We start from the raw sequence: 21,949 nt of genomic DNA, 5'->3' as shown, positions 1-21,949 counted from the left end.
GGTCCCGATGGACTCGTACGTGGAGCGGCCGCCGATGCCGGAGCTGGCCGCGGTGGTGCGGGCGGTGTGGATCCACCGCACCGGCCCGGCCGCGTACGTGCAGCGGCACCTGCCGACGGGCGGGGTCGAGATCCACTTCCCGATCGGTGGGGACCCCGCCCTGATCGGGCCGTTGACCGGTCCGGTCGTGGAGGTGATCCCACCGCACACCACGGTCGTCGGGGTGCGGTTCCTCCCCGGGGCCGCACCGGCGCTGCCGGCCGGGCTGGACGAGCTGGTCGACCAGCGACCGCTGCTGGCGGAGCTGTGGGGCAGCGTCGCGGACCGGCTGGTGGCGGAGCTGGCCGGGGCCGGAACGGCCGAGGCGGCGCTCCGCCACCTGGAGAAACACCTGCTCCGCGAGCGTCGCAGCACGCACCCGGCCGACCCGCTGATCGGGGCGGCGGTGCGGACGCTGATGCCGTGGCGGCCGGTGCACATCGACGGGCTCGCCGACCACCTGGCGCTGTCCGCGAGCCAGCTGCGCCGGCGCTGCCTGCGTACGGTGGGGTTGAGCCCGAAGGTGCTGCAACGGACCCTGCGGTTCCAGGGGTTCCTCGCGCTCGCCCAGGCCGGGGCCGCGGCGAGCGGCCGGCGCGGTGCGGACGGCATCGCCGGGCTGGCCGTCGACCTGGGCTACGCCGACCAGGCACACCTGAGCCGGGAGTGCGTCCGGCTGACCGGGCTGACCCCGCGCCAGCTGCTCGGCGGCGACATCGACCGGTGCCGGTGCGGACACGACCACTCCGCCTCGTACCGGCCGTTCCTGGCCACCCGCCGCCACCCGCCGCCGCGGTGACCCGTCGCGCCGCGGCACGCGCCGGGTGCTCCGGCACAGCCGCAGCGACGCGCGCGTTTTCTTCAAGACCCGGCAGTGGCACCGCCCCTACGTTGGGCCGGTGTCCGACCTGACCTCGCTGCGTGCCGCGCTCGACGGCGCGGCGCTCGTCCCGGGAGACCCCGGGTACGAGGCGATCCGCCGCCCGGCCAACCCCGCGTACCGGCGCGTACGGCCGCGGCTGGTGGTGCGGTGCCGTTCGGAGCGGGACGTGGTGCGCGCCGTGCGGTACGCGAAGGCCCACGGTCACCACCTCGTACCGCGCGGCGGCGGGCACTGCTTCGCCGGACGGTCGTCGACCGACGGGATGGTGCTGGACCTGTCCGGCCTCGCCGGCATCGCGGTGGCCCCCGACGGGCTCGCCACGATCGGTGCCGGAGCCCGGCTGGGACAGGTGTACGCGGAGCTGCACGCCGCCGGCCGCACCCTGCCGGCCGGGTGCGGTGCCACGGTCGGCATCGCCGGCCTCACCCTCGGCGGCGGGATCGGCCTGCTCGGCCGCGAGTACGGGCTGACCTGCGACCGGCTGGTCGGCGCCCGCGTCGTGCTGGCCGACGGCAGCGTGGTCGACTGCGACGCGGACCGCGAGCCGGAGCTGTTCTGGGCGCTGCGGGGCGCCGGCGGCGGCCAGTTCGGCGTGCTGACCTCGCTGCGGTTCGACACCATCGCCGAGCCGGTCACCACGCGCATCGAGGCGCACTGGCCGCTCGGGGACACCGTCGCGGCGTGGCAGGAGTGGGCGCCGGACGCGCCGGAGCAGCTCACCCTGAACCTCACCGTGGTCGCCGAACCCGGCACGCCGGCGCGGGCGGTGCTGTTCGGCGCCGCCACCCTCGACGCGGGTACCACCCGCGGGCTGCTGCGGGAGTTCACCGGCCGCGCCGGCGCGGCGGCCGGGTTCGCGCTGCGCGCCGGCCTGCCGTACCACCGGGTCAAGGGCACCCTGGCCGACCCGCGGGAGGCACCCGGACGGGCGGTGCGGATCCGGTCGGAGTTCTTCGCCCGCCCGATGACCGGGGGCACCGTCGCCGCGCTGCTCGGCCGGCTCGGCGTACCGGGTGGCACGGACCGGCGGCTCGCGCTCACCGCGATGGGCGGCGCCTACGACCGGGTCGCCGGGGACGCCACCGCGTTCGCCCACCGCGGCCAACGGTTCCTGCTCGAACACGTCGGCGAACCGGACGATCCCTGGGTCGACGACTCGTGGACGACCGCGCACCGGGACGGTTCGGGGCGGGTGTACCCCAACTTCCCCGACCCGGCGCTGCACGACTGGGCCGTGGCCTACCACGCGGGCAACCTCGCCCGGCTGGCCGCGGTCAAGAACAGCTACGACCCGGGCCGGTTCTTCGACTTCCCGCAGTCCGTCTGACTGCGGCCCACACCAGCGAGGGGAACGACATGAGCATCCTGGTCACCGGAGGGTTGGGCATGATCGGCGGGCACACCGCCCGCGCCCTGCTCGACCTCGGCCGCGACGTGGTGGTCACCGCGCACCGCCGGTCCGACGTGCCGGCGTTCCTGGCCGGCCGGGTCGCGGTGGAGCAGTTGGACGTCACCGACCCCGACGCGTTCCGCGCGCTCGGGGACCGGTACGACGTCACCGAGATCGTGCACCTGGCCGGCAGCGTTCCCGGCGACGACCCGGTCGGGTTCTTCCGTACCGACACCGCCGGGCTGCTGAACGCGCTGGACGCCGCGCGCGCCTGGGGAGTGCGGCGGTTCGCCGTGGCCAGCAGCCTCGGCGTCTACCTCGGACGCGACGAGGTGCCGTGGCACGAGGAGCTGGCGCTGCCCACCGCGGAGCTGCCGCACCTGATCGTCGCGTTCAAGAAGGCCGTCGAGCCGATCACCACGCACGCGCTGCGGGGCAGCGGGGTGCAGCCGGTGGTGCTGCGCATCGGCAGCATCTGGGGGCCGCTGATGGACCCGGAGTCGCCGTTCAACCCGATCCCGTCCTACGTCAGCGCGCAGCTGCGCGGGGACCGGCCGGCACCGCTGCCGGCGCAGCTCGGCGGCGACTGGTGCTACGCGCCCGACGCCGGCCGCGCCATCGCGCTGCTGACGACGGCGGAGCACCTGCGGTACGACACGTACAACGTCTCCGGTGGCCGCCCGTACACCCGCCAGGAGCTCGCGATCGCGCTGGGCGCCGCGGATCCGGGCCCCGACCCGCAGCCCGCGCCCTACCAGGACATCGGCCGGTTGACCGCCGAGACCGGCTTCGAACCGGAGTTCGACCTGCCCCGGGCCGTCGCCCACTACCGCGCCTGGCGCGCCGACAACCCACGCTGAAAGGAAGACCAGCATGCTCGATCCCGACGTGCGCCGCGTCCTCGACGGCGCCTCCATCGCCCACCTGGCCACCGTGCTGCCGGACGGTGCGCCCCATTCGGTACCCGTCTACATCGGTACGCACGACGACCGGATCGTGTTCCTCACCGGTCCGGACTCGCGCAAGGCGCGCAACCTGCGCCGCGACCCGCGGCTGGCGCTGTCCGTCGCGCCCGCCGACGACCCGTTCCAGCCGGTGCTCGTGCGCGGCCGGGTGGTCGACTGGATCGACGGCGACGAGGCGTGGCGGATCATCGACCGGCTGGTCGCCAAGTACGTCGACCTCACCTACCCGCGGGACCAGCCGCGGGTGGTGGCCGTGATCGAGCCGGACCGGCAGTCGTTCGGGATGGGCTGAGCCGTGTACGGGGGTCTGATCCGGTTCACCTGCAAGCCCGGCAAGCGGTCCGCGTTCCTGGACATCGTGCGCTGGTCCGCCCGGTTGGCCCGGGACGGCGAGCCCGGCACCCTGCGCCTCGACGCCTACGTCGTGGACGGCGAACCCGACGTCGTCTACGGCTACGAGGCGTACGTCGACCAGGACGCCTTCCAGGCGCACATCACCAACCCGGCGGTGCAGCGGTTCGGCGCGGTGCTGGACGAGCTGGTGGAGGGCTGGACGATGATCGTGCCGTTCTGCGACAGCGTCGTGTCCAATGTGGACGATGATGGCGGGGATACCGCCCCGCAACGGTGAACGGCGGCGACCCCACCGCGAGGAGCGGCACGCGTCGTTCGTCGCGGTGCGGGGCCCGCATCGGACTTGCCGGCCTTGTGGCGACGATCCGCATCGTTCCCGGCAAGCGTGGACGCCCGGGTCGGCAGGACGAGCCGCCGCGTGACGTGCCGGCGGATCCGCCCCCCGGCCACCCCCGGGTCGGCCGCACGCGCCGTACGGCCGACCGGGTGCACCGAGCGGCCCCGGTGGGACCCCCCGTTCGGACCTGCTGGCGGCACGGCACGCCGCATACCCTCGGCAGGAGGGCCGCACCACATCGCCACCTGGGCCGACGGGGGCCGCCGAGCGGGGACGGGGGTCCGGGCGCGGCGGGCGGCACCTCCGTGGGGGGAGCCGGACGATGGACTCGATCACCGACACACGCACCGCCGCACCGGCCGGAGCACCGCCGGCCGCGGCGGCCACCTCGCCGCCGACCGCGCGGCAGCCGGAAGGCCCGGCAGCCACCTCGCCGCCGACCGCGCGGCAGCCGGAAGGCCCGGCAGCCACCTCGCCGCCGACCGCGCAGCAGCCGGAAGGCCGGGCGACCGCCGGTACGCCGCCCGCGGCGCCACCGGCCGCCCGGCTCGCGGTGGGGCTCGTCCTGCTGGCCGCGGACCGGCTCAAGATCACCGACGCGGTACCGGCACCGGCACGGACCGCGCTGACCGCGACCCTCGGCCTGGCGGACGAGGCCGCCGGCACGGTACGACGCGGACGCCGGGAGGCGATGCGGACGGTACGGTCGGTGGCCGGCACCGTCGACCGGATGGCGAACCGCTTCGCCGACGATCACCAGCGGCTGACCGCACCGGCCCGGCGCGGCGCCACCGCGGTCCGGCACCGGCTCGACCGGGCACGGCGTGCCGGGGACGCCGCCGCGAGCGCCGGCCGCGCCGACGCCGAACGGTACGTGGCGGGCCGGGTCGAGGACACGCTCGCCTGGGCCGGGCAGCGCGCCCTGCCACCGCTGCTGGACATGGCGGTGCCGCAACTGGTCGGCGACATCGTGCCGCGCATCCTCGACGGCGTGCTGCCGCTGATCCGGGACCGGCTGGTACCGACCATCATCGACGATCTCGCCGACGACCCGGCGGTTCGCGACCTCGTCCGGGAGCAGAGCCGGGGCCTGGTCGCCGCCGCGGCCGAACAGGTGCAGAACGCGACGGGCAGCGCAGACGACCGCATCGAGACGGGCCTGCGGCGACTGTTCGGCGGGCACCGGTGACCGCGCCCGCCGATCGGCACGGCTTCGCCGGCCTGGTCACCCGGCTCACCGGCCTGGTCACCGACGTCGGCCTGCTGACCATCGCCAGCCTCGCCCTCAGCAGCCTCCCGCCGGCCGCCTGGCGGCAGCTGATCGGGGACGAACCGCGCTGGCTCGACGTGCTCTGCGGCGTGCTCGCCGCGCTGCTCCCGTGGGCGTACTTCACGGCGTGCTGGGCCATGGCCGGCGCCACGATCGGCGGGCTGCTCGTCGGTACCCGTACCTGCCGGGCGGACGGCGCGCCGCTCGGGCCCGGCCGCGCCGCGGCACGCGCGTTCGTCGGCCTCGCCGCGGCGCCGGTCTGGCTCGTCGGCCTGCTCGGCGTCCTCACCGACGGGCACCGGCGGGCCTGGCACGACCGGCTGTTCGGCACCGTCGTGCGCCGCACCGGCGCCGGGCTGTCGCCGTTCGACGCCGGGCGTACCCGGCCGGCACGGCGCCGGGCGGGGCCGGCGGGCCGCCTGGCGCGGTGATCGCCGGTACCGGCCGAGGAGGCGGCGAGGATGACAGCGACGGCACGTGCCAGGGCCGGAACGGCGTCCGGGTTGATCCTGTTCACGCTGGCCTCGGCGCAGTTCCTGATGACGCTCGACAGTTCGGTGATGAACGTGTCGATCGCGACCGTCGCCACCGACCTGAACACGACGGTGACCGGCATCCAGACCGCGATCACCCTGTACACGCTGGTGATGGCGTCGTTGATGATCACCGGGGCGAAGGCCGGCGAGATCCTCGGCCGGCAGCGCGCGTTCGCCGCCGGGTGCGTGGTGTACGCGCTGGGCTCGTTCACCACCGCCATCGCACCGAACCTGCCCGTCCTGCTGCTCGGCTGGTCGTTTCTGGAGGGCATCGGCGCCGCACTGATCATGCCGGCGATCGTCGCGCTGGTCGCGTCGAACTTCGACCGCTCGCAACGGCCGCGCGCCTACGGGCTGGTCGCCGCCGCCGGCGCCATCGCGGTCGCCGCCGGCCCGCTGATCGGCGGGCTGCTCACCACGTACGCGTCCTGGCGGTGGGTGTTCGCCGGCGAGGTCGTCATCGTGGTCGCCATCCTGCTGCTCGCCCGGCGCGTCCGGGACACCCGGCCGGAGCGCGCCGGTCACCTGGACCTGGTCGGTACCGGCCTGTCCACGCTCGGCCTGGCCCTGGTCGTGTTCGGGATCCTGCGCGCCGGCGCCTGGGGCTTCGTGAACCCGAAGCCCGGCGGGCCGTCCTGGCTCGGCCTGTCTCCGGTCCTCTGGCTGACCCTCGCCGGCGGTTGCGTGCTGCTCGTCTTCCTCGGGTGGGAACGCCACCGCCGGCGGCGACAGGCCGACGCGCTCGTCGATCCGGCGCTGCTGCGCATCCGGAACCTGCGCGGTGGCCTGCTGTCGTTCTTCTTCCAGTACCTGCTGCAGGCGGGTCTGTTCTTCGCCATCCCGCTGTTCCTGTCCGTCGCGCTCGGCCTGTCGGCGATCGAGACCGGGCTGCGGATCCTCCCGCTGTCGGTGGCGTTGCTGGCCACCGCGATCGGCGTACCGAAGCTGTTCCCGAAGGCGTCACCGCGCCGCGTCGTCCGGCTCGGGTTCCTCGCACTGTTCGCGGGGATCGTGGCGCTGGCCGCGGCGCTGGACGCCGGTGTCGGCCCCGAGGTGGTCACCTGGCCGCTGGTACTGGCCGGGATCGGCGTCGGCGCGCTGGCCTCCCAGCTCGGCAGCGTCACCGTGTCGGCGGTCGGCGACGAGAAGAGCACCGAGGTGGGTGGCCTGCAGAACACCATGACGAACCTCGGCGCGTCGATCGGCACCGCGCTCGCCGGCGCGGTACTGATCTCTGCACTCAGCTCGTCGTTCTTCGCCGGTATCGAGGCCAATCCCGCCGTACCGGCGAACCTGTCGTCGCGGGCGCAGGTCGAGCTCGCCGGCGGGGTGCCGTTCCTGTCCGACCGCGACCTGTCCGCCGCGCTGGACGAGGCGGGCGTGACCGAGCCGACGAAGTCCGCGGTGGTCCAGGAGAACGAGGCCGCCCGGTTGGCCGGGCTGCGCTCCGCCCTCGCCGTACTGGCCGTCGGCGCCCTCGTCGCGCTGTTCGTCACCCGCGGCATCCCGCGCCGCCAGCCGGGCACGGAGCCCTGACCGGCGGGCGGCGCGGTTCGGGCCGGGGCGGGCCGGGTCGGGGCGGGCCAGGGCGGGGCGGGCCAGGGCGGGGCGGGCCAGGGCGGGCCGGCCAGCCGGGGCGGGCCCGGCCAGCCGGGCCGGGGCGGGCGTGCCGGCCGGGGCCGGCCGGCTTCGCCGATCGGGTCAGCGCTTCGTGCGGGCGCGGTGGATGCCGAGCCCGATGCAGCCCACCCACATCAAGGTGACCAGGCCGACCAGAGCGTCCGCGCCCCAGCCGTTGACGGCGTAGAAGTCGGCGGCGTTCATGCCGAAGTAGAGCGACGGCACGGCGAGCAGGTTGATCGCCGCGACGACGACGCTGCCGCCCAGGGTCCAACCGGGGACGATGCGCGGTCCGGTCGATCGCCGCACGGCGCGGACGAACCCGAGGAAGAACATCGCGATCCACAGGTGCGCGATCGGCCCGTGTGCCAGTGCCATCGCGGCGGCCAGCGGACCGTCGGTGGTCGGGTCCAGCGACCTGCCCGGGTAGGCGAGCGGGGTACCGGCTTCGAGCGAGGTCGCGAACAGGATGACCGCCCCGTAGGTCAGCAGCGACACGATCGACAGCTGCCCGGCGACGGTGCGCCAGCCGCCGTCGTCGACGGGCAGCAGCCGGGACAGCGCGACGCCGAAGAGGGTCAGCACGGCGACGATGGCCAGCGTCAGCAGGCTGCGCGTCAGGACGTTCCAGGCCGGTGGCGGGCCGGAGTAGACGAAGTAGAGGGCAACCAGGAGCACGGACAGCACACCGACCGTACCGCCGGCCCACCCGGCGAGCCGTGCGGACGACCGGTCCGGCGCGGTGGCCGCGGAACGGGTGGTGGACGCGCCGGGTGCGATCGATGGCGTCGTCACAGCGACCCCCGGACGGTCCCGGTCCGGTTGGCGGCGGTCGACCAGTGCCGTCGGACCTGGTCGAGCAGCAGCAACCCGGCGTCGATCAGCACCGCGCTGGCCGGTGTCCAGAGCCACCACGGGCCGTCCAGGTGCGCCCCGAAGATGGCCAGCATCAACCAGACGATGACCTGTACCGCGGTGGCGAAGGCGGCAACGGCCGTGGCGGTGAAACGCGCTCGGGTAGTGGTAGCGGGGTGCCGCTCGGCTGGGTTCAGCCCCAGCAGCATGCTGAGGTGGTGTCGGGTCTTGTTCATGCCGGCAACGATGTCGCCCCGCACCGTCCCGGGACGTCTGCCGTTCGGGCCGGGCGGGTCAGCCAACGGCCATCGGTGACTACCACTTTCGTTGACTGTCCGGGCCGGCGCTGCCGCCTAGGCTGACCGGGTGCAGCTCTCTGCGACCGACTCGCGCGGCAGCCGGCAGCGATGGGAATCACGCGGGAGGTCGGCGCTGCTGGTGCTCGCCTCGTTCGCCGGTGGCCTCGCGATGCTGTTCCTGGTCCTCGAACAGCGGCCCGGCGGCGGGTGGCGCGTCCTGGACGTCACGGTGGGTGCTGCCGCCAGCATCACCCTGCTGCTCCGGCGGCGCGCCCCGGTCGGCGTCGGACTGGCGCTCGCGGTCGTCGCCGGCTTCGCCGCGACCGCCGGCGTCGCCAACTACGTGGCACTGTTCGCCGTGGCACGTACCCGGCGCATCGAGCTCGCTTTCCTGGTCGCGTTCGCCGACCTGGCCGGCGCGCTCGGCTTCTGGCTTCTCTACCCGGCCAACTCCGTACTCAGCCTGACCATCGTGGTCAACGCGGCGATCGCGCTGGCGGTCGTGGGCTGGGGGGCGCTGCAGCAGAAGCAGCAGGATCTGGTGGCCGTCTACCGGGACCGGGCGGCGCGCATCGAGCGGGAGCGCGCGCTGCGGGCCGAACAGATCCAGCAGGCCGAACGTGCCCGGATCGCCCGGGACATGCACGACTCGGTCGCGCACTACATGTCCCTGATCGCGCTGTACGCCGGCGGGCTCGAAGTCGCCGGCGCGAGCGCGAAGGACGTGGGGCCCGCCGCCACCACCATCCGCACGACCGCGATCAAGGCGCTGGACGAGCTGCGCTCGGTGATCGGCATGCTGCGCGACGGCACCCTGGTGGTACCGCAGGAAACCGACCAGGAGCGGACCGTCCAGAGCCTCGTCGACGAGGCCCGGCAGGCGGGACAGCTCGTCGTCGCGCACCTCGACCAGGACACCGGGCAGGAGTCGGGCCCGGCCGCGGAAGAGGTCTACCGCATCGTCCAGGAGGGGCTGACCAACGCGCGCAAACACGCCCCCGGCGCGCTGGTGACCGTCGGCGTGCGCCGGGACGGCCGGGACATCCTGGTGACCGTCACGAACCCGGTCGACGAGGGCGCCCCGGCGCTGCCCGGCAGCGGCGCCGGGCTGCGCGGCCTCGCCGAACGTGCCACCGCCATCGGCGGCACGGTGCAGCACGAGATCATCGAGCACGGGGACGGTTCCGGCGAGTTCCGGATGCGTGGCAGAGTCCCTCACCGATGAACACCACCGTTTCGATCCTCATCGTCGACGACGACGCGATGGTCCGCGCCGGGCTGTCGATGGTCCTGTCGGCCGACCCCACGATCACCATCGTCGCCGAGGCACCGAGCGGTGCCGACGCCGTCGCCGCCGCCATCCGGCACCGGCCCGACGTCGTACTGATGGACCTGCAGATGCCCGAGATGAACGGCGTCGAGGCGACCCGCCGGATCCACCACGCGGTGCCATCCGCCGCGGTCCTGATGCTCACCACGTTCCACCTGGACACCCACGTGCTCGACGCGCTGCAGGCGGGCGCCAGCGGCTACCTGCTGAAGGACGTGGCGCCACAGGAACTCTGCCACGCCATCCACCTCGCCGCCGCCGGCGAATCCGCGTTCTCCGCGACCATCACCCGGCAGCTGGTGGCCCGCCAGGCGCGGTCGCGCGGCGACGACGGCAACGCCCGGGCCGCGCGCACCCTCGCGGTACTCACCGAACGGGAACGTGCGGTGGCCGAAGCGGTGGCCGAAGGGGCCGCCAACGCGACGATCGCCAAGGCCCTGTTCATGAGCGAGGGCACCGTCAAGACGCACATCTCGCGCGCACTCACCAAGACGGGCCTGGACAATCGCGTGCAACTGGCGCTGCTGGTGTTCCGGGCCCAGCAGAGCCGGTGAGCCGGGCACCGGACGGCTCGCGCCCGGCGCGCCGTGCCGGGCCGGCGTTGCGCCGACCGCGGAGGGCGACGGCGAGCAGCGCGACGGCGGCAGCAGCGCACAGCCAGGCGAACCAGTCGCCAACCCGGGCGTACGGGGTGGGCGTCGCCCCGGTGGCGACCGCGGCGACGAGGACGGCGTCCGGCCGTGCGGTGGCATCCGCCTCCGCGACGACACGGCCGGTGGGGTCGCTGACGGTGAGCCTGCCGTAGCGGCCGGCGCGGGCGATCCACAGCCCGCTCTCCACCCCGCGCAGCACCGCCATCCGGGAGTGCAGCCAGCCGTCACCACCCAGGTCCCAGGCCGGCGCGAGCAGCACCGAGGCGCCGTGATTCCGGTTGTCCCGCACCAGATCCGGGAAGTCGAGATCCTTGCAGACGATCAGCCCGTACCGGGTGCCCGGTACCCGCCGCAGCGGGCCGTGGCCGGGTTGCACCTCGTCGGTCTCCAGCCCGGGGATCAGGTGCCGCTTGGAGTAGCTGACCGGGGCCGCGCCGTCGGCGGGGAACGCGACGGCGACGTTGGTGGCCGTACCGCCGCGCCGGGCGACGGCACCGACCACGATGTCGACGTGCCGCCGTCGAGCCAGCCGGGCCAGCGGGCCGGCGACCAGCGGCCAGGTGCGGGGTGTGGTGTCGAAGACCTTCTCCGGCAGTACCGCGACCCGCGCACCGGCCGCGGCGGCCGCGGCGATCTGCCTGGTGTAGCGGGAAAGCAGCGCGCGGCCGGCGGCCGAGTCGGGCGTCGGCTCACCGTCGACCGGCCCGCCCAGTACCGCCACCCGGACCCGGTTCGCGGGCGGCGCGGCGGCCAGCCGGTAGGTCGTGTAACCGGCGGTCAGCAGAAGCAGTACGGTCGCCGCGACGGCGAGGCGCAACCGCGGCACGGCCGGCGCCGCGAGCGCGGCGATGACCGCCGGTACGCCGGTGACCAGGAACGTGACCCCCCAGGCGCCGGTGAGCGACGCGACCTGGACGACGGGGCGCAGCCCGGCCTGGGTGTAGGCGAGACTCAGCCAGGCGCCGTGCGGTTGCGCGATCGACAACAGGTACTCGCCGGCCGCCCACACCGCGGGAACCGCCAGCGCCGCAGCCACCGGCCGGCCCCGGCGCAGCAGTACCCGGAACAGCCCGACCGCGGCGACCGCGAGCAGCGGGTAGAACGCCAGTACCGCCACCAGGATGCCGGGCGGCATCCGGAGCTGGTGGGCGAAGTAGGACCACAGGGTGGACTGGGCGGCGATCCAACCGGCCGCGGTGGCACCGAGCGCCCACGGCCAGCGCAGCCGGGGCGCGGCGAGCAGCACCGGCAGCGGCACCAGCCAGGTCAGCGCGGCGACCGGGTGCAACCCGGTACCGAGGTAGCCCAGGGCGCCCGACGATGCGGCGGCGACCAGCGCGAGTACGGCGCTTCGCCCGATGGACCGCTCATCCGGTGATGCCATCGAGGATCCTCTCCAGGTTGCGGTGGCACAGCGCGCGGAATTCGTCGTCCGGCAGGCCGATCCGACCTCCGTGGTGCAGCGCGATCAGCCCGTGCAGCTGGGCGGCGAGGGTCAGCGCGACGCCGACCGGATCGTCGTCGCGCAGGACGCCGCGGCGCATTCCGTTGCGCAGCGCCTCGATCAGGACGTTGAGGGTGGGCGAGTCGCCGGCGGCGAAGTCGTCCGGGTACCGGCGGGCGGCGGGGCGCGGCGCGGTGAACAGGTAGTCGTAGAGGCGTGGCCGGTGCAGCGCGAAGTCGAGCAGCAGGTCGGTCGTCGCGTGCAGGTCGGCCAGCGGATCCTGTTTCGTGGTGCGCTGCCGCCAGCCGGCCGCCACCTCGTCGAACGCCTCCTGGCAGACCTGTTCCAGCAGCGTCTCCCGGTTCGGGAAGTGCCAGTAGGGCGTCATCGCGCTGACCCCGCACTCGGTCGCGATGCGCCGCATGGTCACCGCGGCGACGCCCTCGTCCTCCAGGATCCGCCGGGCCGCCGCCGCGATCGTCGCTCGTGTCTCGGTCACTTTTACACCGTAAGAGTGAGATCCGGCGAGCACCCTGGGGCCAGCCCCCGTAGTTCCGCCGCGCCCGCACCACGCTCGACGCGATCAGCCCTTCCGGCCGCGAGGTCTCGTCGGAGACACCGTGCCGCGCCGGACACCGGCACCGCCCGCCGTGCTGCCCGACCGGCATCCGCGCGCGTGACGATCGCGGACCATCGACGCCGTGCATACCATTTCCGGATGAGCGAACGGGGCGCAGATCAGGAGAAGTACGACGAGCCTTGCATCGACCTGGATTCCGAACCAGCCGGCCGCGGGGAAGCGGTTCGTCGGAAAGAGGCTCGTCCGAGCGTGTGGGCGGCGCTCGGGCGCCCAGAGCCCCTGGCACTCACCGGGTTCGTGCTGGCGCTGACCGGTCTGCTGGGTTCCGACTTTCTACAGCTGTTGCAGTACGCGATAGCCGGCCCGCTGACGGTGACCAGCTCGGCCGTGCTGGGCGAACAGCTGATGCACACGGCGGGACGGATCGGCCTCGCGCTGGGACTCGTATCCGGCGGTGTCTCGCTGCTCGCCCTCCGGCGCTCCATCACGCTGCGGGTCGGCGGATGGCCACAGGCGGTCGCTGGTGCCGGGGTGTTGCTCGCGGTGGTGATCGTCGTGGCCCACGCGTTGGTGCTGGCGCGGTGAGCGGGTCCGCAGCGAGATCCAGCTGCCGTTACACCGTGGACACCTGTCACCGGAGCCGCGGCCAGGCGGCGGACGCCGCCCAGTAGGTACTGGAACAGCTCATGGATCAGCAGCTCCCTATGCCACCGCCGCGACCGCGCTGATCACCATCGTCCGACGAACCCCCCGCTCTGCATACCCGAGTTGCCGGCAGCGCGTTCGCCGTGCCGGTCTCAGGAGCGGGTGGACAGGAACTCCAGCGTGCGCGAGGTCAGCAGCGCCGCCGCTTCCGCCCGGTAGGAGGGCAGCGTCGGGTCGGCGAAGTAGTGCTGGTCACCGGGGTAGACGAACAGTTCGGCGTGCCGGCTCTCCTTCGCCAGTTCCCGCGCCGCGTCGAGGTCGCCTTCCCCGGCGAAGATCGGATCGGCGTCCATGCCGTGCACCTGCACCGGGACGTCTCCCGGCCAGCGGCCGCCGAACTCCACGGTCGGCACGCACGCGTGGTACAGCAGGGCGCCGCGCGCACCCGCCCGGGTCTGGGCGAGCTTCTGCGCCGGCAGCACCCCCAGCGAGAAGCCCGCATAGACCAACGCGGCGGGCAGGTCGTCCACAGCGCGGGTGCCTCGTTCGATCACCTCGCCGAAGCCGATCTGCTCGACGTGACTCATCCCCTCGGCGATGCTGCCGAACGTCCGTCCCTCGAACAGGTCCGGGGTGTGGACGATGTGGCCGGCGCGGCGCAACTGGTCGGCGAAGCCGACGACGCCAGGCGTGAGCCCGAGCGCGTGGTGGAACAGGACGACTTCGGCCATGCTTCCTCCCTGATCGAACGGCGGGTCACCGCCAATGATCCACGAAGTTAGTATATTCGAGTGACTTCGATCAATAGGAGCTTCCCGGACTACGATCTCGACGCAGCCAAGATCGTGACCGCGCCGCACGAGCTGCGCGCGATCGCCGACCCGTTCCGCGGCATCCTGCTCGACCTACTGCTGGAACGAGCAGCGACGGTCACCGAACTCGCCCAGGCGGTCGGCCGCCCGAAGAGCACCGTCGCCCATCACGTGAAGGTGCTGCTGGACGCGGGACTCGTCCGAGTGGTGCGGACCCGGCGAGTGCGGGCGATCGAGGAGAGCTTCTACGGTCGGACAGCCCGCAACATCTCCGTGGGCAAGGTGCGGCCACAGGACGTCACGCCACCGCCCTGGCCCAACGAACTCGCCGACGCCGCCGAGGAATCCATGCCCGCCTACCACGCCGACCAGATGCGGGCGCTGCGCCACCACGCACACATCTCCGCCGCCCAGGCCGGCGCCTTCTGGGAACGCGTCGTCGCCCTGCTCAACGAGTTCGACCAGCTGCCTCGGGAAGGAGACACCTCGTACTCGTTCGTGGTCAGCCTCTATCCGGCCGAGCACCCCACCCTGCCGCCGGCGGCGCCGTGACCCCGCGGCCCGGCCCGCGCCGACCCCGCCACCGCCCGCAGCCCGGCCCAGGAACCACCCGCAGGCCGCTGTGACCTGCACCAATACCTGGACTTGGCGGCGCCGACCGGGCACGCAGGCAGCACTCCGCTTGGGGTACCGTGTCCGGTGCAGGGTCGCTAGCTCAATTGGCAGAGCTGCGGACTTTTAATCCGTAGGTTGTGGGTTCGAGTCCCACGCGACCCACGCTGTTATGAGACGCTTTCTCATTGGAAGGTCCCTAGCTTCGCTGAGAGTCACGGGCTTTTACCGCGGCAGGAGATCAAGCGTAGGCAGCCCGTCAACAACGCGCATTGTTTCGATACTGACCGTTGTCACCCGACAGATCAAGTCAACGATGTAGCGTGGGTCGTCGTGCTCGTCACACCAGTCGTTCGGGTCGTTAACGATGCCGGCCGCCTTGTCGATCTTCACCTGGTACCGATCGATCAGCCACTCCAACGCCGTACGCGAGCCGAGCTGGTAGCGGTGTGCCTCGTCCGGGATGCCGGCCAGGGTGACCTGCGAGTTGTAGACGATCGCGGAGTGGTCCGACTTCGACCGCCACTTCAGCTTCGTGACCCGCCACAGCTCCCGCTCGCCCTGCGCCGACTTCTCCCTGAGCTGCATCTCCAGCGGGTATGGCTTGACCGACTCGTAGTCCACATGCAAATGCGCCAGTTGCCGACCGGCCTCGGCGAACGTCGCCGACGGCCGGCTCGACCCGCAGCGGCGGGTCACGCTGCCGGCCGCGGACGAACGCCTCGAACCGCTCCCGATCTGGCGCCTTCGGAACCCGCGGCAACATCTTCCGCAGATCCCCAGCAAACAGCGAGGTTGGAGGCCTAAGCCCACGCTATGAATTGATGAAGACAGGGTTCTACATTCATGCGATATTGGACTATTCTGACCCGTCTCTCGACATTCCGGTCGTCTACCCCAACATTGACCATGAGGTTGACGAGTCTCAGTTCCAAATTCGAGTAGTTGCCGCATATAGGGAAGTCATAGAAACTGCGAATGTCATGGCATCGGAGGGGGACTCGCCTAATATAGAGGGCCTCCGTGAGAAATTTCGATCTACCGTCAAGCCGATATCGCGGGATTTCGGCATGACTGCTTCCGAGTGGGACAATTCCGCTAGCTAACCTCGATCATGGTCTTTTATCGCACGAATCTTCGTTGTTCGTGATCTCGGTGGGCAGCTCCGCTGAATGCGGAACTCAAGCGCGACAACGCGATCCTCAAACAGGCGTGGACGATGCCAAGGCAGTCGCGACGTTCTTGGAAACCCAGGCCGTTGACAACTTGAGCTTCATGCTCGAAACCGCGAAGATTGTGACGAAGCTTCTGGGGGCGATGACGGATGCCGCTGTCGATACGGCCGGGATTGTGTCGATTCCTGAGGCTTTGGACAAGCTCGCTGGGGCATGCGGGTCGATCGTGGAAGAGGGTTTGAACAACCTGATCGACATGGTCAAAAAGTTCGCTGGCGACTACGCAAAGACGATGGACCTGTTTGATCAGGGGAATACGCGATCCTATCTACCGAAGGGGCACTGGCCCAAGGTTGCGCCATAGTGGCATGTCACCCCTTGGGGATGTTTCCCGCTATTCCGTCGAGGGCGGAGCGGATACCGCGAGAGAAGATCTCCGGTGGCAGTGGCTGCGAGCCGCGCGGCAGGATCAGCTGCGACGAAAGCACGAGGTTGTCGTAGCTAACGATCGTGATGTACATCGTTTCAGCGCTTCGTGACCGCATGACCGTAGTGGCCTGGTCGCCAATGCTCTCATGAGTGACCGTGTCCTGCTTCTCGGACGCATAGGGCTTGAAGGTCTCGACTTCGCTGAGGTAATCGTTGCGGGCATCGCTTGTGCTGCGCCATACACTCGCCGTGAACTGGAACTTCGCATCACCGGCAGCGTGGCCGACATGGTGGTCGGTAGCTGCCAGATCCACTGCGCAGGAGCGCGAATCGGAGTCGTGTGTTGACTTTCCTGGCCGCTTCGCGCTGTATCCAAGCTCATCGAAGCTCTGTTGTGGAAGCAGGCTGCATCCGGAGCTGTAGCCCAGATGATAAGGCTGTGCCAGGGTCGGTCCGGTTCCGAAGAGGAAGGCCGGCCGGACAGTGAACACGACAATGCCAATGATCAAGATCACCGCGACGCCCAACAATGCGGATATCGTGGGAACCAGCCACGGCTTGCGCCATCGAATAGGGGTCGAGGACTGCGTAGAGTGGGAGGGCAGCATGGGCTACAACATAGCGATATGGCGCAAAGCGCAACGATCGATGTCAGAGCACACGCCACCATACTCGGCGTGCACAGACCCGATCTGTGAAGTCGACGGCGTCGGCGCCGTCCGCGAGGCGGTCTCAGGACAGCTCGAGGACCCCGTCAGTACCGGAGCGTGGATGACCTCGACGAACACGGCCGCTGTGCTCGACACAGACGACGCATCTCCGCAGGCCGCCGGCCGGCCTTCCCTGAGGTGGCAGTTCGGCGATGTCGGTGGGCAGTGGAATGCTGACGCCGCAACCCCGCTCACTGTGATCTCTGGAGGTTCGATGTCCGGCGAACGGTCGGGAAGCGGCTCATCGGGTGGCTTCAGCCCGGGTTGGTGCGCTACCGGCCTGGGTGAATACCGGCCCTGCCGCTATACCTACCAGCGCTATCCCTATGAGAGCCTGCCCCCTCTGGACTCCGCCGAGTTCACAGGCACCTTCCGATGGCTCGGTGGTCTCGGAGAGCCTGTTGCCGAGCAGGTCACGGTGCTCGATCGAGTGTCGGCCAGCCTCGCGGCCGAGGGTCTGACGCTGCCGTTGGACTTCGTCGCTTTCCAAACCGACTCGAAGCTGGACGGGGCACTGGACGAGGTCTCGGTGACCGGATGCTGGACCGACATCTCGCAGCCGTTACCCAGCCCGGTCGAGGCTGGCGCCTTTCTGGTGCGGTTCCTGCGCGACCAACAGGACTGCGTGATCTGGTACCTCTACCTGCGTCCCGCGGGTGAGACGTTCGTGGTGTTCTCCGATATCGACTACGAGGGGGAGTACGAGGCACGGCGCGACGGCTACGAGACGGAGACCGACCTCGACGACCCGGAGCAGCAGAGAAGCGCGATCAGCTGGTGTGCGCCCTCGTTCGAGGAGTTCGCCTACCGGTTCTGGGTCGAGAACCACCTCTGGCGCGCCCTCCGCGCCAACGACGTGTCCGGGCTCGAGCCCTGGGTGCGTGACTACCTGCGCCACTACTTCCCACCGTCGTCCTAGCCGTCACCGGGCCCGCGCAGCGGATCCAGGCAGTCTGTGCGGTCCAGTGGGACTGTCCCCCGAGCGTGCGGCACGTCGACACTGTTGACCGAGGCGTCGATGTTCTGCCGAGGGTCGGCGTCATGCTGCAGCGAGAAGCTCAGCTTCGAGCGCGTTCAGGGCCGAGGGGTGAGCCCGTCGCATGCTCAGGCGACGGTCCGCCCGAGGCCGCATGGCCAGAACGCTGGTTGGCGAGGCGCTGGTGTAAGACCGTGTCTCATTTGGTGATCTTGGTGAGTCTTCGGTAGCAGATCATCATGCAGGCGATCACCGCGAAGGCGTGGAAGTGTTCGGGTAGGCGATCGTAGCGGCGGGTCAGGCGCCGGTAGTTGACCAACCAGGACATGGTGCGTTCGACCACCCAGCGGTGTCGGCCCAGCCGTTGTGAGGACTCCACACCCTTGCGGGCGATGCGCACCTTGATCCCGCGAGCAGCGATCTCCCGCCGTAGTCGCCGCTGGTCGTAGGCCTTGTCGGCGTGCAGCTTGCCCGGCCACCTGCGCGGACGCCCGATGCGGCCCCGCACCGAAGGTAGAGCATCCAGCAGCGGCAGCAGCAACGCCGCGTCCGGGGTGTTGGCCGCGCTGATGTCGGCGGCGAGCGGCAGCCCGCCACGATCGGTGATCACATGGATCTTGGAGCCGGGCTTGCCGCGATCCACCGGCGACGGGCCGGTCAGATCCCCCCTTTGACCGCCCGCACCTGCACCGAATCGATCATCGCCCGGTCGAAGTCCAAGCCGCCGTGGCGTCGTAGCTGGTCCAACATCGCCCGGTGCAGCCGGACCCACAGCCCTGCATCGGTCCATTCGCTGAACCGGCGATGCGCGGTGGCTCTGGTCGTGCCGAACAGATGTGCCGGCAGGCTCCACCACGAACATCCCGCCTGCGCCGCGAACAGCATCGCCGCCAACAGGGCTCGATCGCTGGTACGGCGCCGGCCTCCGCCCTGCCGCCGGGACGGGGCGGCCGGGATCAACGGCTCGGCCAACTCCCACAACGAATCCGGGCACCACCGCTGCACATCCGACACATGATCATGAACGAACCAACCCCAAATGAGACACGGTCTAAGGCATCCTTCAACGGGCCAGCTGCCGGGCCGAGGACGCGCCGACGCCAGGCCGCGTTGTTCAGCTGCCCTGTACAACCTGGACCCGGCCGGTGATTGTCGGCAGCGATGATGCCCACGCGCGTGGAGTAAGGGTGGAGACCCAGGCGACCGCATCGGGCAGTGTCTGCTGCCCGGTCATCTCCGCAGCGGCGAGGTGGGGCGGCATGGCGCCCGTCTCGTGTAGCTGGTGCCACTGGGCCTGGTTGAGGACCAGAACTCGCAGGTTCGGTAGCTGTGCCACGAGGGTGAGGTCGGGCACGGTGACCGTCGACAGGTCGAGGCGGACCAGTGCCGGCATGTCGAGCAGCGGGGTGATCGTGACCGGGTGTGTGGCGTTGGCGATTTCCAGGTCCCAGAGGGTCGGATGGCCGGCCAGCGGCGTCAGATCGATGGCGTCGGCGCGGACGCTCAGCGATTCCAGCGGAACCGTACGGGGGATGGTCAGCTCGACTGCTTGCGCTGTCTGGATTGCCAGCTGGCGTAGTTGCGGCAGCGTTGCCAGCTCGGCCAGGTCGGAGCGGTCGCCGTCGTGCAGGTAAAGCTTCTGGACGTGCGAAGGTGCGGCGAGATCGGCGACCGCGGCAGCCAGTGACGTGTTCGCCAGGTTCAGTACTGCGCTGCCGTCGACCTCGATGGCGGCGCCGATCTGATCGGGCAGCCCGAGGTACTCCTCGTCTGGATACTCGTCCTCGACCTCGCCGGCTTGTAGGGCGGTGACCACTTCGGACAGGATCGCCGTCACCGACTCCGCGACATAGCCGACCGACTCGTCGTAGTCGCGGCCGTAGACGAACAGTTGGCCTGAGGTGCCGTCGGGAGCGGGGTCGAGGTCGATCGCGCACCAGTTGCATGCCCGGTCGGTGGCGACGGTGATCCAGCGGACGTTGCGAGACATCCGCCGAATCCGGCCGTACGGGGCGGCGTCGTGCACGACCCGTACGGGGCCGAACAGGTCGTCGTTCCATCCCCACGCGCCGAGTTCGGAGTCGAGGTAGTGCCGGACCACCTCGTCCAAAGGCAGCAACGACTGGCATCCCAGCAGACCATGCTCGGCGTCGTCATCGTGCACCAGCCGGTACAACGCGCGAAGGTCTTCGGGCAGCCGCAAGCCGATTCGTGCTTCCGCAGCAGCGATCTCGGCCTCGCTGTGACCGGGCGCGAACTGCGGCGGCCGGCCCTTGAGTTGCTCGTAGCGCCGCACGAACTCGTCCACCAGGCCGCCTACCTCCGCCAGTACGGCAGGGTCGGTGTCGCCCGGCTCCGGTGTGGTGGCCACCGACCGCACCGCCAACGGATGATGGGGGTACCGGAACTGCTGGTCGCCCACGACCCGCGCCGGCGACAACGTCCGCAGCCCGAGCGTGTATCGGAACTCGTAGGTGCCGGCCGGCCCGAACCTCAGCTCCATCGCCACCCCGGTCTGGTCCTGGGCCAGCGCGTTGACGACGGCGTCGATCTGGTCGCCGTCGTCAACTAGCTCGCCCTGCCAAGCGCGGCCCTCCCGGTCGTAGAGCCGCACCCCGGTGAACCGATCGTGGTAGCCGACCTGCAGCACGCCAGTCGCGTCACCCATCGACCGCGCGAGCATGACGGCCATCTCCTCCACCAGAGCCGCCAGCTCTCGTACCATCTCGCACATCACCCTTCACGCGTCCACGCCACCAACTCGGGTAGCCATCGGTCCCGCCACCGACCGCGCCGGCACGTGTCCGACACCTCTGCTGAGCCGCTAGAAGACTACGTCTGGCTCGAACGCTGAGGTGGCCCGCCACGGCCCGACCACGGACCTACGCCGCCTGACATCGACAATCTGAGCGCGACTCTCGCTGCTCAATGAGCCACACGACGCTGACCCGAGTTGACTGCTGGCTCCGACTCGCCAGACGCTGCGGATCGGGGCATACCGTGAGGCAGACAGGCACCGTGAGGAGGCACGCGTGACTGAGGATCTCGGCCCTCGGCCTGGCGAGTTGGACGCGGACTTCCGCGAGCGCATACGGCTGTGGTTCCTCTCTGTGCAGGAACACCGGATCGCGGCCCCTTACAAGGAGAGTGGGAATACGTCGCCTCCTTGTTAGGTGTAGCGACCCCCGGGCTCTGGAACGAACCCCGCGGCGACCACTGAGCGACGGCCACTCGACGCATCTCCAGCAATGCTGCCGGCAGCGCTGACCGCGCATCGTGCGGACTCATCGTTCGGGACTGCCGCGGTGCCAGTCTGACCGCCGACGACAGCTCGCGACAGAACGGTCTGGTCTGTGTCGGTGCACCGCGCCGTCTGGCTAGCCTCAGGCCGAGGACATATTGTCGAGTACTGGTTTGAGCAGGTCCGTGACCGTCTGGACGGGGTCGGGTTTGGTGACGAGGTCAGCGTCGAGCTCCAGCCGTAGGTTTCCCACGATGCAGACGGCGCCTGCGCCGGCACCGTAGTCACTCATCGTCGGGGTGCAGGTGTAGCCGCGGCTGTCGGTGTGGATTGTGGTGTCGAAGTTGAACTCCTTGTTCAGGTCGGCGATGGCGACGTCGGTGGCGTCGACGTGCCCACGATGGTGGAACAGCTTGATGCTCAGAGAGACCATTGCGCGGTCGCGGGGTGGGATGTCGGTGCCGCGTTTCCAGTCGATGTCGCAGGTGTCCTCGCCGTCGTCCATGCCGAGATCGCTGCGCCGGCCTTCGGAGAAGTAGTGGGTGAAGGCGTCGCCGTGCATCAGGTCACAGGGGTTGGGGATCGAGGTGTAGGGGCCGTCTTTGGCGAATGCTCCACGGTAGTAGGCAGTGATGGTCCCGCCTGCTGCCAGCACCACGAGGGCGGCGAGGGAGGCAATGACGGCAGCGATTGCCCGCCGGGAGCGGCGCCGGGGCGGTTCGGCCGGTGGGTTCGATGTGGACGCTGGCGGCGTCAGTGAGACCGGTGTTGGTGCCGGCGAGGGCTTGGTGGGC

At 70.8% G+C, this 21,949-nt stretch carries 24 protein-coding genes and 1 tRNA gene; 15 read left to right on the top strand and 10 right to left on the bottom strand.

Annotated features, from left to right (window positions below; translation table 11 throughout):
* Positions 1–7 precede the first annotated feature (7 nt).
* From Athai_RS33335 to Athai_RS33300, 8 genes are all read left to right on the top strand, one after another.
* Positions 8–838: a DUF6597 domain-containing transcriptional factor gene (locus Athai_RS33335; protein WP_203965151.1), complete on the top strand. Its 831-nt coding sequence runs from the start codon at positions 8–10 to the stop codon at positions 836–838.
* 100 nt (positions 839–938) lie between these two features.
* Positions 939–2,249 carry an FAD-binding oxidoreductase gene (locus Athai_RS33330; RefSeq protein ID WP_203965150.1) on the top strand — a complete coding sequence of 437 codons (1,311 nt, stop codon included), beginning with the start codon at positions 939–941 and terminating at the stop codon, positions 2,247–2,249.
* Between the two features lie 29 nt (positions 2,250–2,278).
* Positions 2,279–3,172 (top strand): NAD-dependent epimerase/dehydratase family protein, encoded by an 894-nt coding sequence (locus Athai_RS33325; protein WP_203965149.1) that lies wholly within the window; start codon positions 2,279–2,281, stop codon positions 3,170–3,172.
* A 13-nt stretch (positions 3,173–3,185) separates the two neighbouring features.
* Positions 3,186–3,569 carry a TIGR03618 family F420-dependent PPOX class oxidoreductase gene (locus Athai_RS33320; RefSeq protein ID WP_203965148.1) on the top strand — a complete coding sequence of 128 codons (384 nt, stop codon included), beginning with the start codon at positions 3,186–3,188 and terminating at the stop codon, positions 3,567–3,569.
* 3 nt (positions 3,570–3,572) lie between these two features.
* A complete protein-coding gene (locus Athai_RS33315; RefSeq protein WP_203965147.1) occupies positions 3,573–3,908 on the top strand; it encodes a putative quinol monooxygenase in 336 nt (111 codons plus the stop codon).
* Positions 3,909–4,290: 382 nt separating this feature from the next.
* A complete protein-coding gene (locus tag Athai_RS33310) occupies positions 4,291–5,157 on the top strand; it encodes a hypothetical protein (RefSeq protein ID WP_203965146.1) in 867 nt (288 codons plus the stop codon).
* Positions 5,154–5,669, top strand: coding sequence for an RDD family protein (locus Athai_RS33305; RefSeq protein WP_203965145.1), 516 nt, complete (start codon positions 5,154–5,156; stop codon positions 5,667–5,669). Before Athai_RS33310 ends, Athai_RS33305 begins: the two co-directional genes overlap by 4 nt.
* Positions 5,670–5,699: 30 nt before the next feature.
* Positions 5,700–7,310, top strand: coding sequence for an MFS transporter (locus tag Athai_RS33300; protein WP_203965144.1), 1,611 nt, complete (start codon positions 5,700–5,702; stop codon positions 7,308–7,310).
* Positions 7,311–7,475: 165 nt separating this feature from the next.
* Here Athai_RS33300 and Athai_RS33295 read toward each other — a convergent pair whose 3' ends face one another.
* Both Athai_RS33295 and Athai_RS33290 read right to left on the bottom strand, forming a co-directional pair.
* A complete protein-coding gene (locus Athai_RS33295) occupies positions 7,476–8,189 on the bottom strand; it encodes a hypothetical protein (RefSeq protein ID WP_203965143.1) in 714 nt (237 codons plus the stop codon).
* Entirely contained in the window at positions 8,186–8,485 is a 300-nt protein-coding gene (locus Athai_RS33290; protein ID WP_203965142.1) for a hypothetical protein, read from the bottom strand. The genes Athai_RS33295 and Athai_RS33290 overlap by 4 nt, the downstream gene beginning before the upstream one ends.
* Before the next feature lie 130 nt (positions 8,486–8,615).
* Here Athai_RS33290 and Athai_RS33285 point away from each other — a divergent pair, with 130 nt between their 5' ends.
* Together Athai_RS33285 and Athai_RS33280 are read left to right on the top strand one after the other, a co-directional pair.
* Complete coding sequence (locus Athai_RS33285) at positions 8,616–9,773, top strand: sensor histidine kinase (protein ID WP_203965141.1); 1,158 nt, start codon at positions 8,616–8,618, stop codon at positions 9,771–9,773.
* Complete coding sequence (locus Athai_RS33280; RefSeq protein WP_203965140.1) at positions 9,770–10,432, top strand: response regulator; 663 nt, start codon at positions 9,770–9,772, stop codon at positions 10,430–10,432. The genes Athai_RS33285 and Athai_RS33280 overlap by 4 nt, the downstream gene beginning before the upstream one ends.
* Here the strand turns inward: Athai_RS33280 and Athai_RS33275 are convergent.
* Both Athai_RS33275 and Athai_RS33270 read right to left on the bottom strand, forming a co-directional pair.
* Entirely contained in the window at positions 10,362–11,915 is a 1,554-nt protein-coding gene (locus Athai_RS33275) for a nitrilase-related carbon-nitrogen hydrolase (RefSeq protein WP_203965139.1), read from the bottom strand. The genes Athai_RS33280 and Athai_RS33275 overlap by 71 nt on opposite strands.
* Complete coding sequence (locus tag Athai_RS33270; RefSeq protein ID WP_203965138.1) at positions 11,899–12,474, bottom strand: TetR/AcrR family transcriptional regulator; 576 nt, start codon at positions 12,472–12,474, stop codon at positions 11,899–11,901. Before Athai_RS33270 ends, Athai_RS33275 begins: the two co-directional genes overlap by 17 nt.
* A gap of 219 nt (positions 12,475–12,693) precedes the next feature.
* Between Athai_RS33270 and Athai_RS33265 the strand changes: the two genes are divergently transcribed.
* Positions 12,694–13,140, top strand: a complete 447-nt coding sequence (locus Athai_RS33265) for a hypothetical protein (protein ID WP_203965137.1) — start codon at positions 12,694–12,696, stop codon at positions 13,138–13,140.
* 212 nt (positions 13,141–13,352) lie between these two features.
* Here the strand turns inward: Athai_RS33265 and Athai_RS33260 are convergent, their stop codons facing one another.
* Positions 13,353–13,931, bottom strand: a complete 579-nt coding sequence (locus tag Athai_RS33260) for a dienelactone hydrolase family protein (RefSeq protein ID WP_203965136.1) — start codon at positions 13,929–13,931, stop codon at positions 13,353–13,355.
* Between the two features lie 60 nt (positions 13,932–13,991).
* Here Athai_RS33260 and Athai_RS33255 point away from each other — a divergent pair, with 60 nt between their 5' ends.
* Both Athai_RS33255 and Athai_RS33250 read left to right on the top strand, forming a co-directional pair.
* On the top strand, positions 13,992–14,564 hold the full coding sequence (locus Athai_RS33255) for an ArsR/SmtB family transcription factor (protein WP_203965135.1): 573 nt from the start codon (positions 13,992–13,994) through the stop codon (positions 14,562–14,564).
* Between the two features lie 152 nt (positions 14,565–14,716).
* Positions 14,717–14,789: transfer RNA gene (locus Athai_RS33250), tRNA-Lys, on the top strand.
* Positions 14,790–14,849: 60 nt separating this feature from the next.
* Here Athai_RS33250 and Athai_RS33245 read toward each other — a convergent pair.
* A complete protein-coding gene (locus Athai_RS33245; RefSeq protein ID WP_239157316.1) occupies positions 14,850–15,248 on the bottom strand; it encodes a type ISP restriction/modification enzyme in 399 nt (132 codons plus the stop codon).
* Between the two features lie 588 nt (positions 15,249–15,836).
* Between Athai_RS33245 and Athai_RS33240 the strand changes: the two genes are divergently transcribed.
* Positions 15,837–16,163, top strand: a complete 327-nt coding sequence (locus tag Athai_RS33240) for a hypothetical protein (protein ID WP_203965134.1) — start codon at positions 15,837–15,839, stop codon at positions 16,161–16,163.
* Positions 16,164–16,170: 7 nt separating this feature from the next.
* Here Athai_RS33240 and Athai_RS33235 read toward each other — a convergent pair whose 3' ends face one another.
* Positions 16,171–16,743: a hypothetical protein gene (locus tag Athai_RS33235; protein WP_203965133.1), complete on the bottom strand. Its 573-nt coding sequence runs from the start codon at positions 16,741–16,743 to the stop codon at positions 16,171–16,173.
* Between Athai_RS33235 and Athai_RS33230 the strand changes: the two genes are divergently transcribed.
* Entirely contained in the window at positions 16,730–17,857 is a 1,128-nt protein-coding gene (locus Athai_RS33230) for a hypothetical protein (RefSeq protein ID WP_203965132.1), read from the top strand. The genes Athai_RS33235 and Athai_RS33230 overlap by 14 nt on opposite strands.
* A gap of 256 nt (positions 17,858–18,113) precedes the next feature.
* Here Athai_RS33230 and Athai_RS33225 read toward each other — a convergent pair.
* The 3 genes from Athai_RS33225 to Athai_RS33215 all read right to left on the bottom strand — a co-directional run bounded on the left by Athai_RS33225 (position 18,114) and on the right by Athai_RS33215 (position 21,813).
* A protein-coding gene (locus tag Athai_RS33225) for an IS5 family transposase (protein ID WP_420829771.1) occupies positions 18,114–18,928 on the bottom strand; the annotation gives its coding sequence in 2 pieces (ribosomal slippage) (positions 18,114–18,577 and positions 18,577–18,928; 816 coding nt in all).
* A 100-nt stretch (positions 18,929–19,028) separates the two neighbouring features.
* On the bottom strand, positions 19,029–20,639 hold the full coding sequence (locus tag Athai_RS33220) for an SMI1/KNR4 family protein (RefSeq protein WP_203965131.1): 1,611 nt from the start codon (positions 20,637–20,639) through the stop codon (positions 19,029–19,031).
* 658 nt (positions 20,640–21,297) lie between these two features.
* A complete protein-coding gene (locus Athai_RS33215) occupies positions 21,298–21,813 on the bottom strand; it encodes a hypothetical protein (protein WP_203965130.1) in 516 nt (171 codons plus the stop codon).
* Positions 21,814–21,949 lie beyond the last annotated feature (136 nt).

The organism is Actinocatenispora thailandica (assembly GCF_016865425.1).
GTDB classification, from domain to species: Bacteria; Actinomycetota; Actinomycetes; order Mycobacteriales; family Micromonosporaceae; genus Actinocatenispora; species Actinocatenispora thailandica.
Note: the sequence above shows the minus strand (reverse complement) of the source record. Positions and strands in the feature narration are given on the sequence as shown.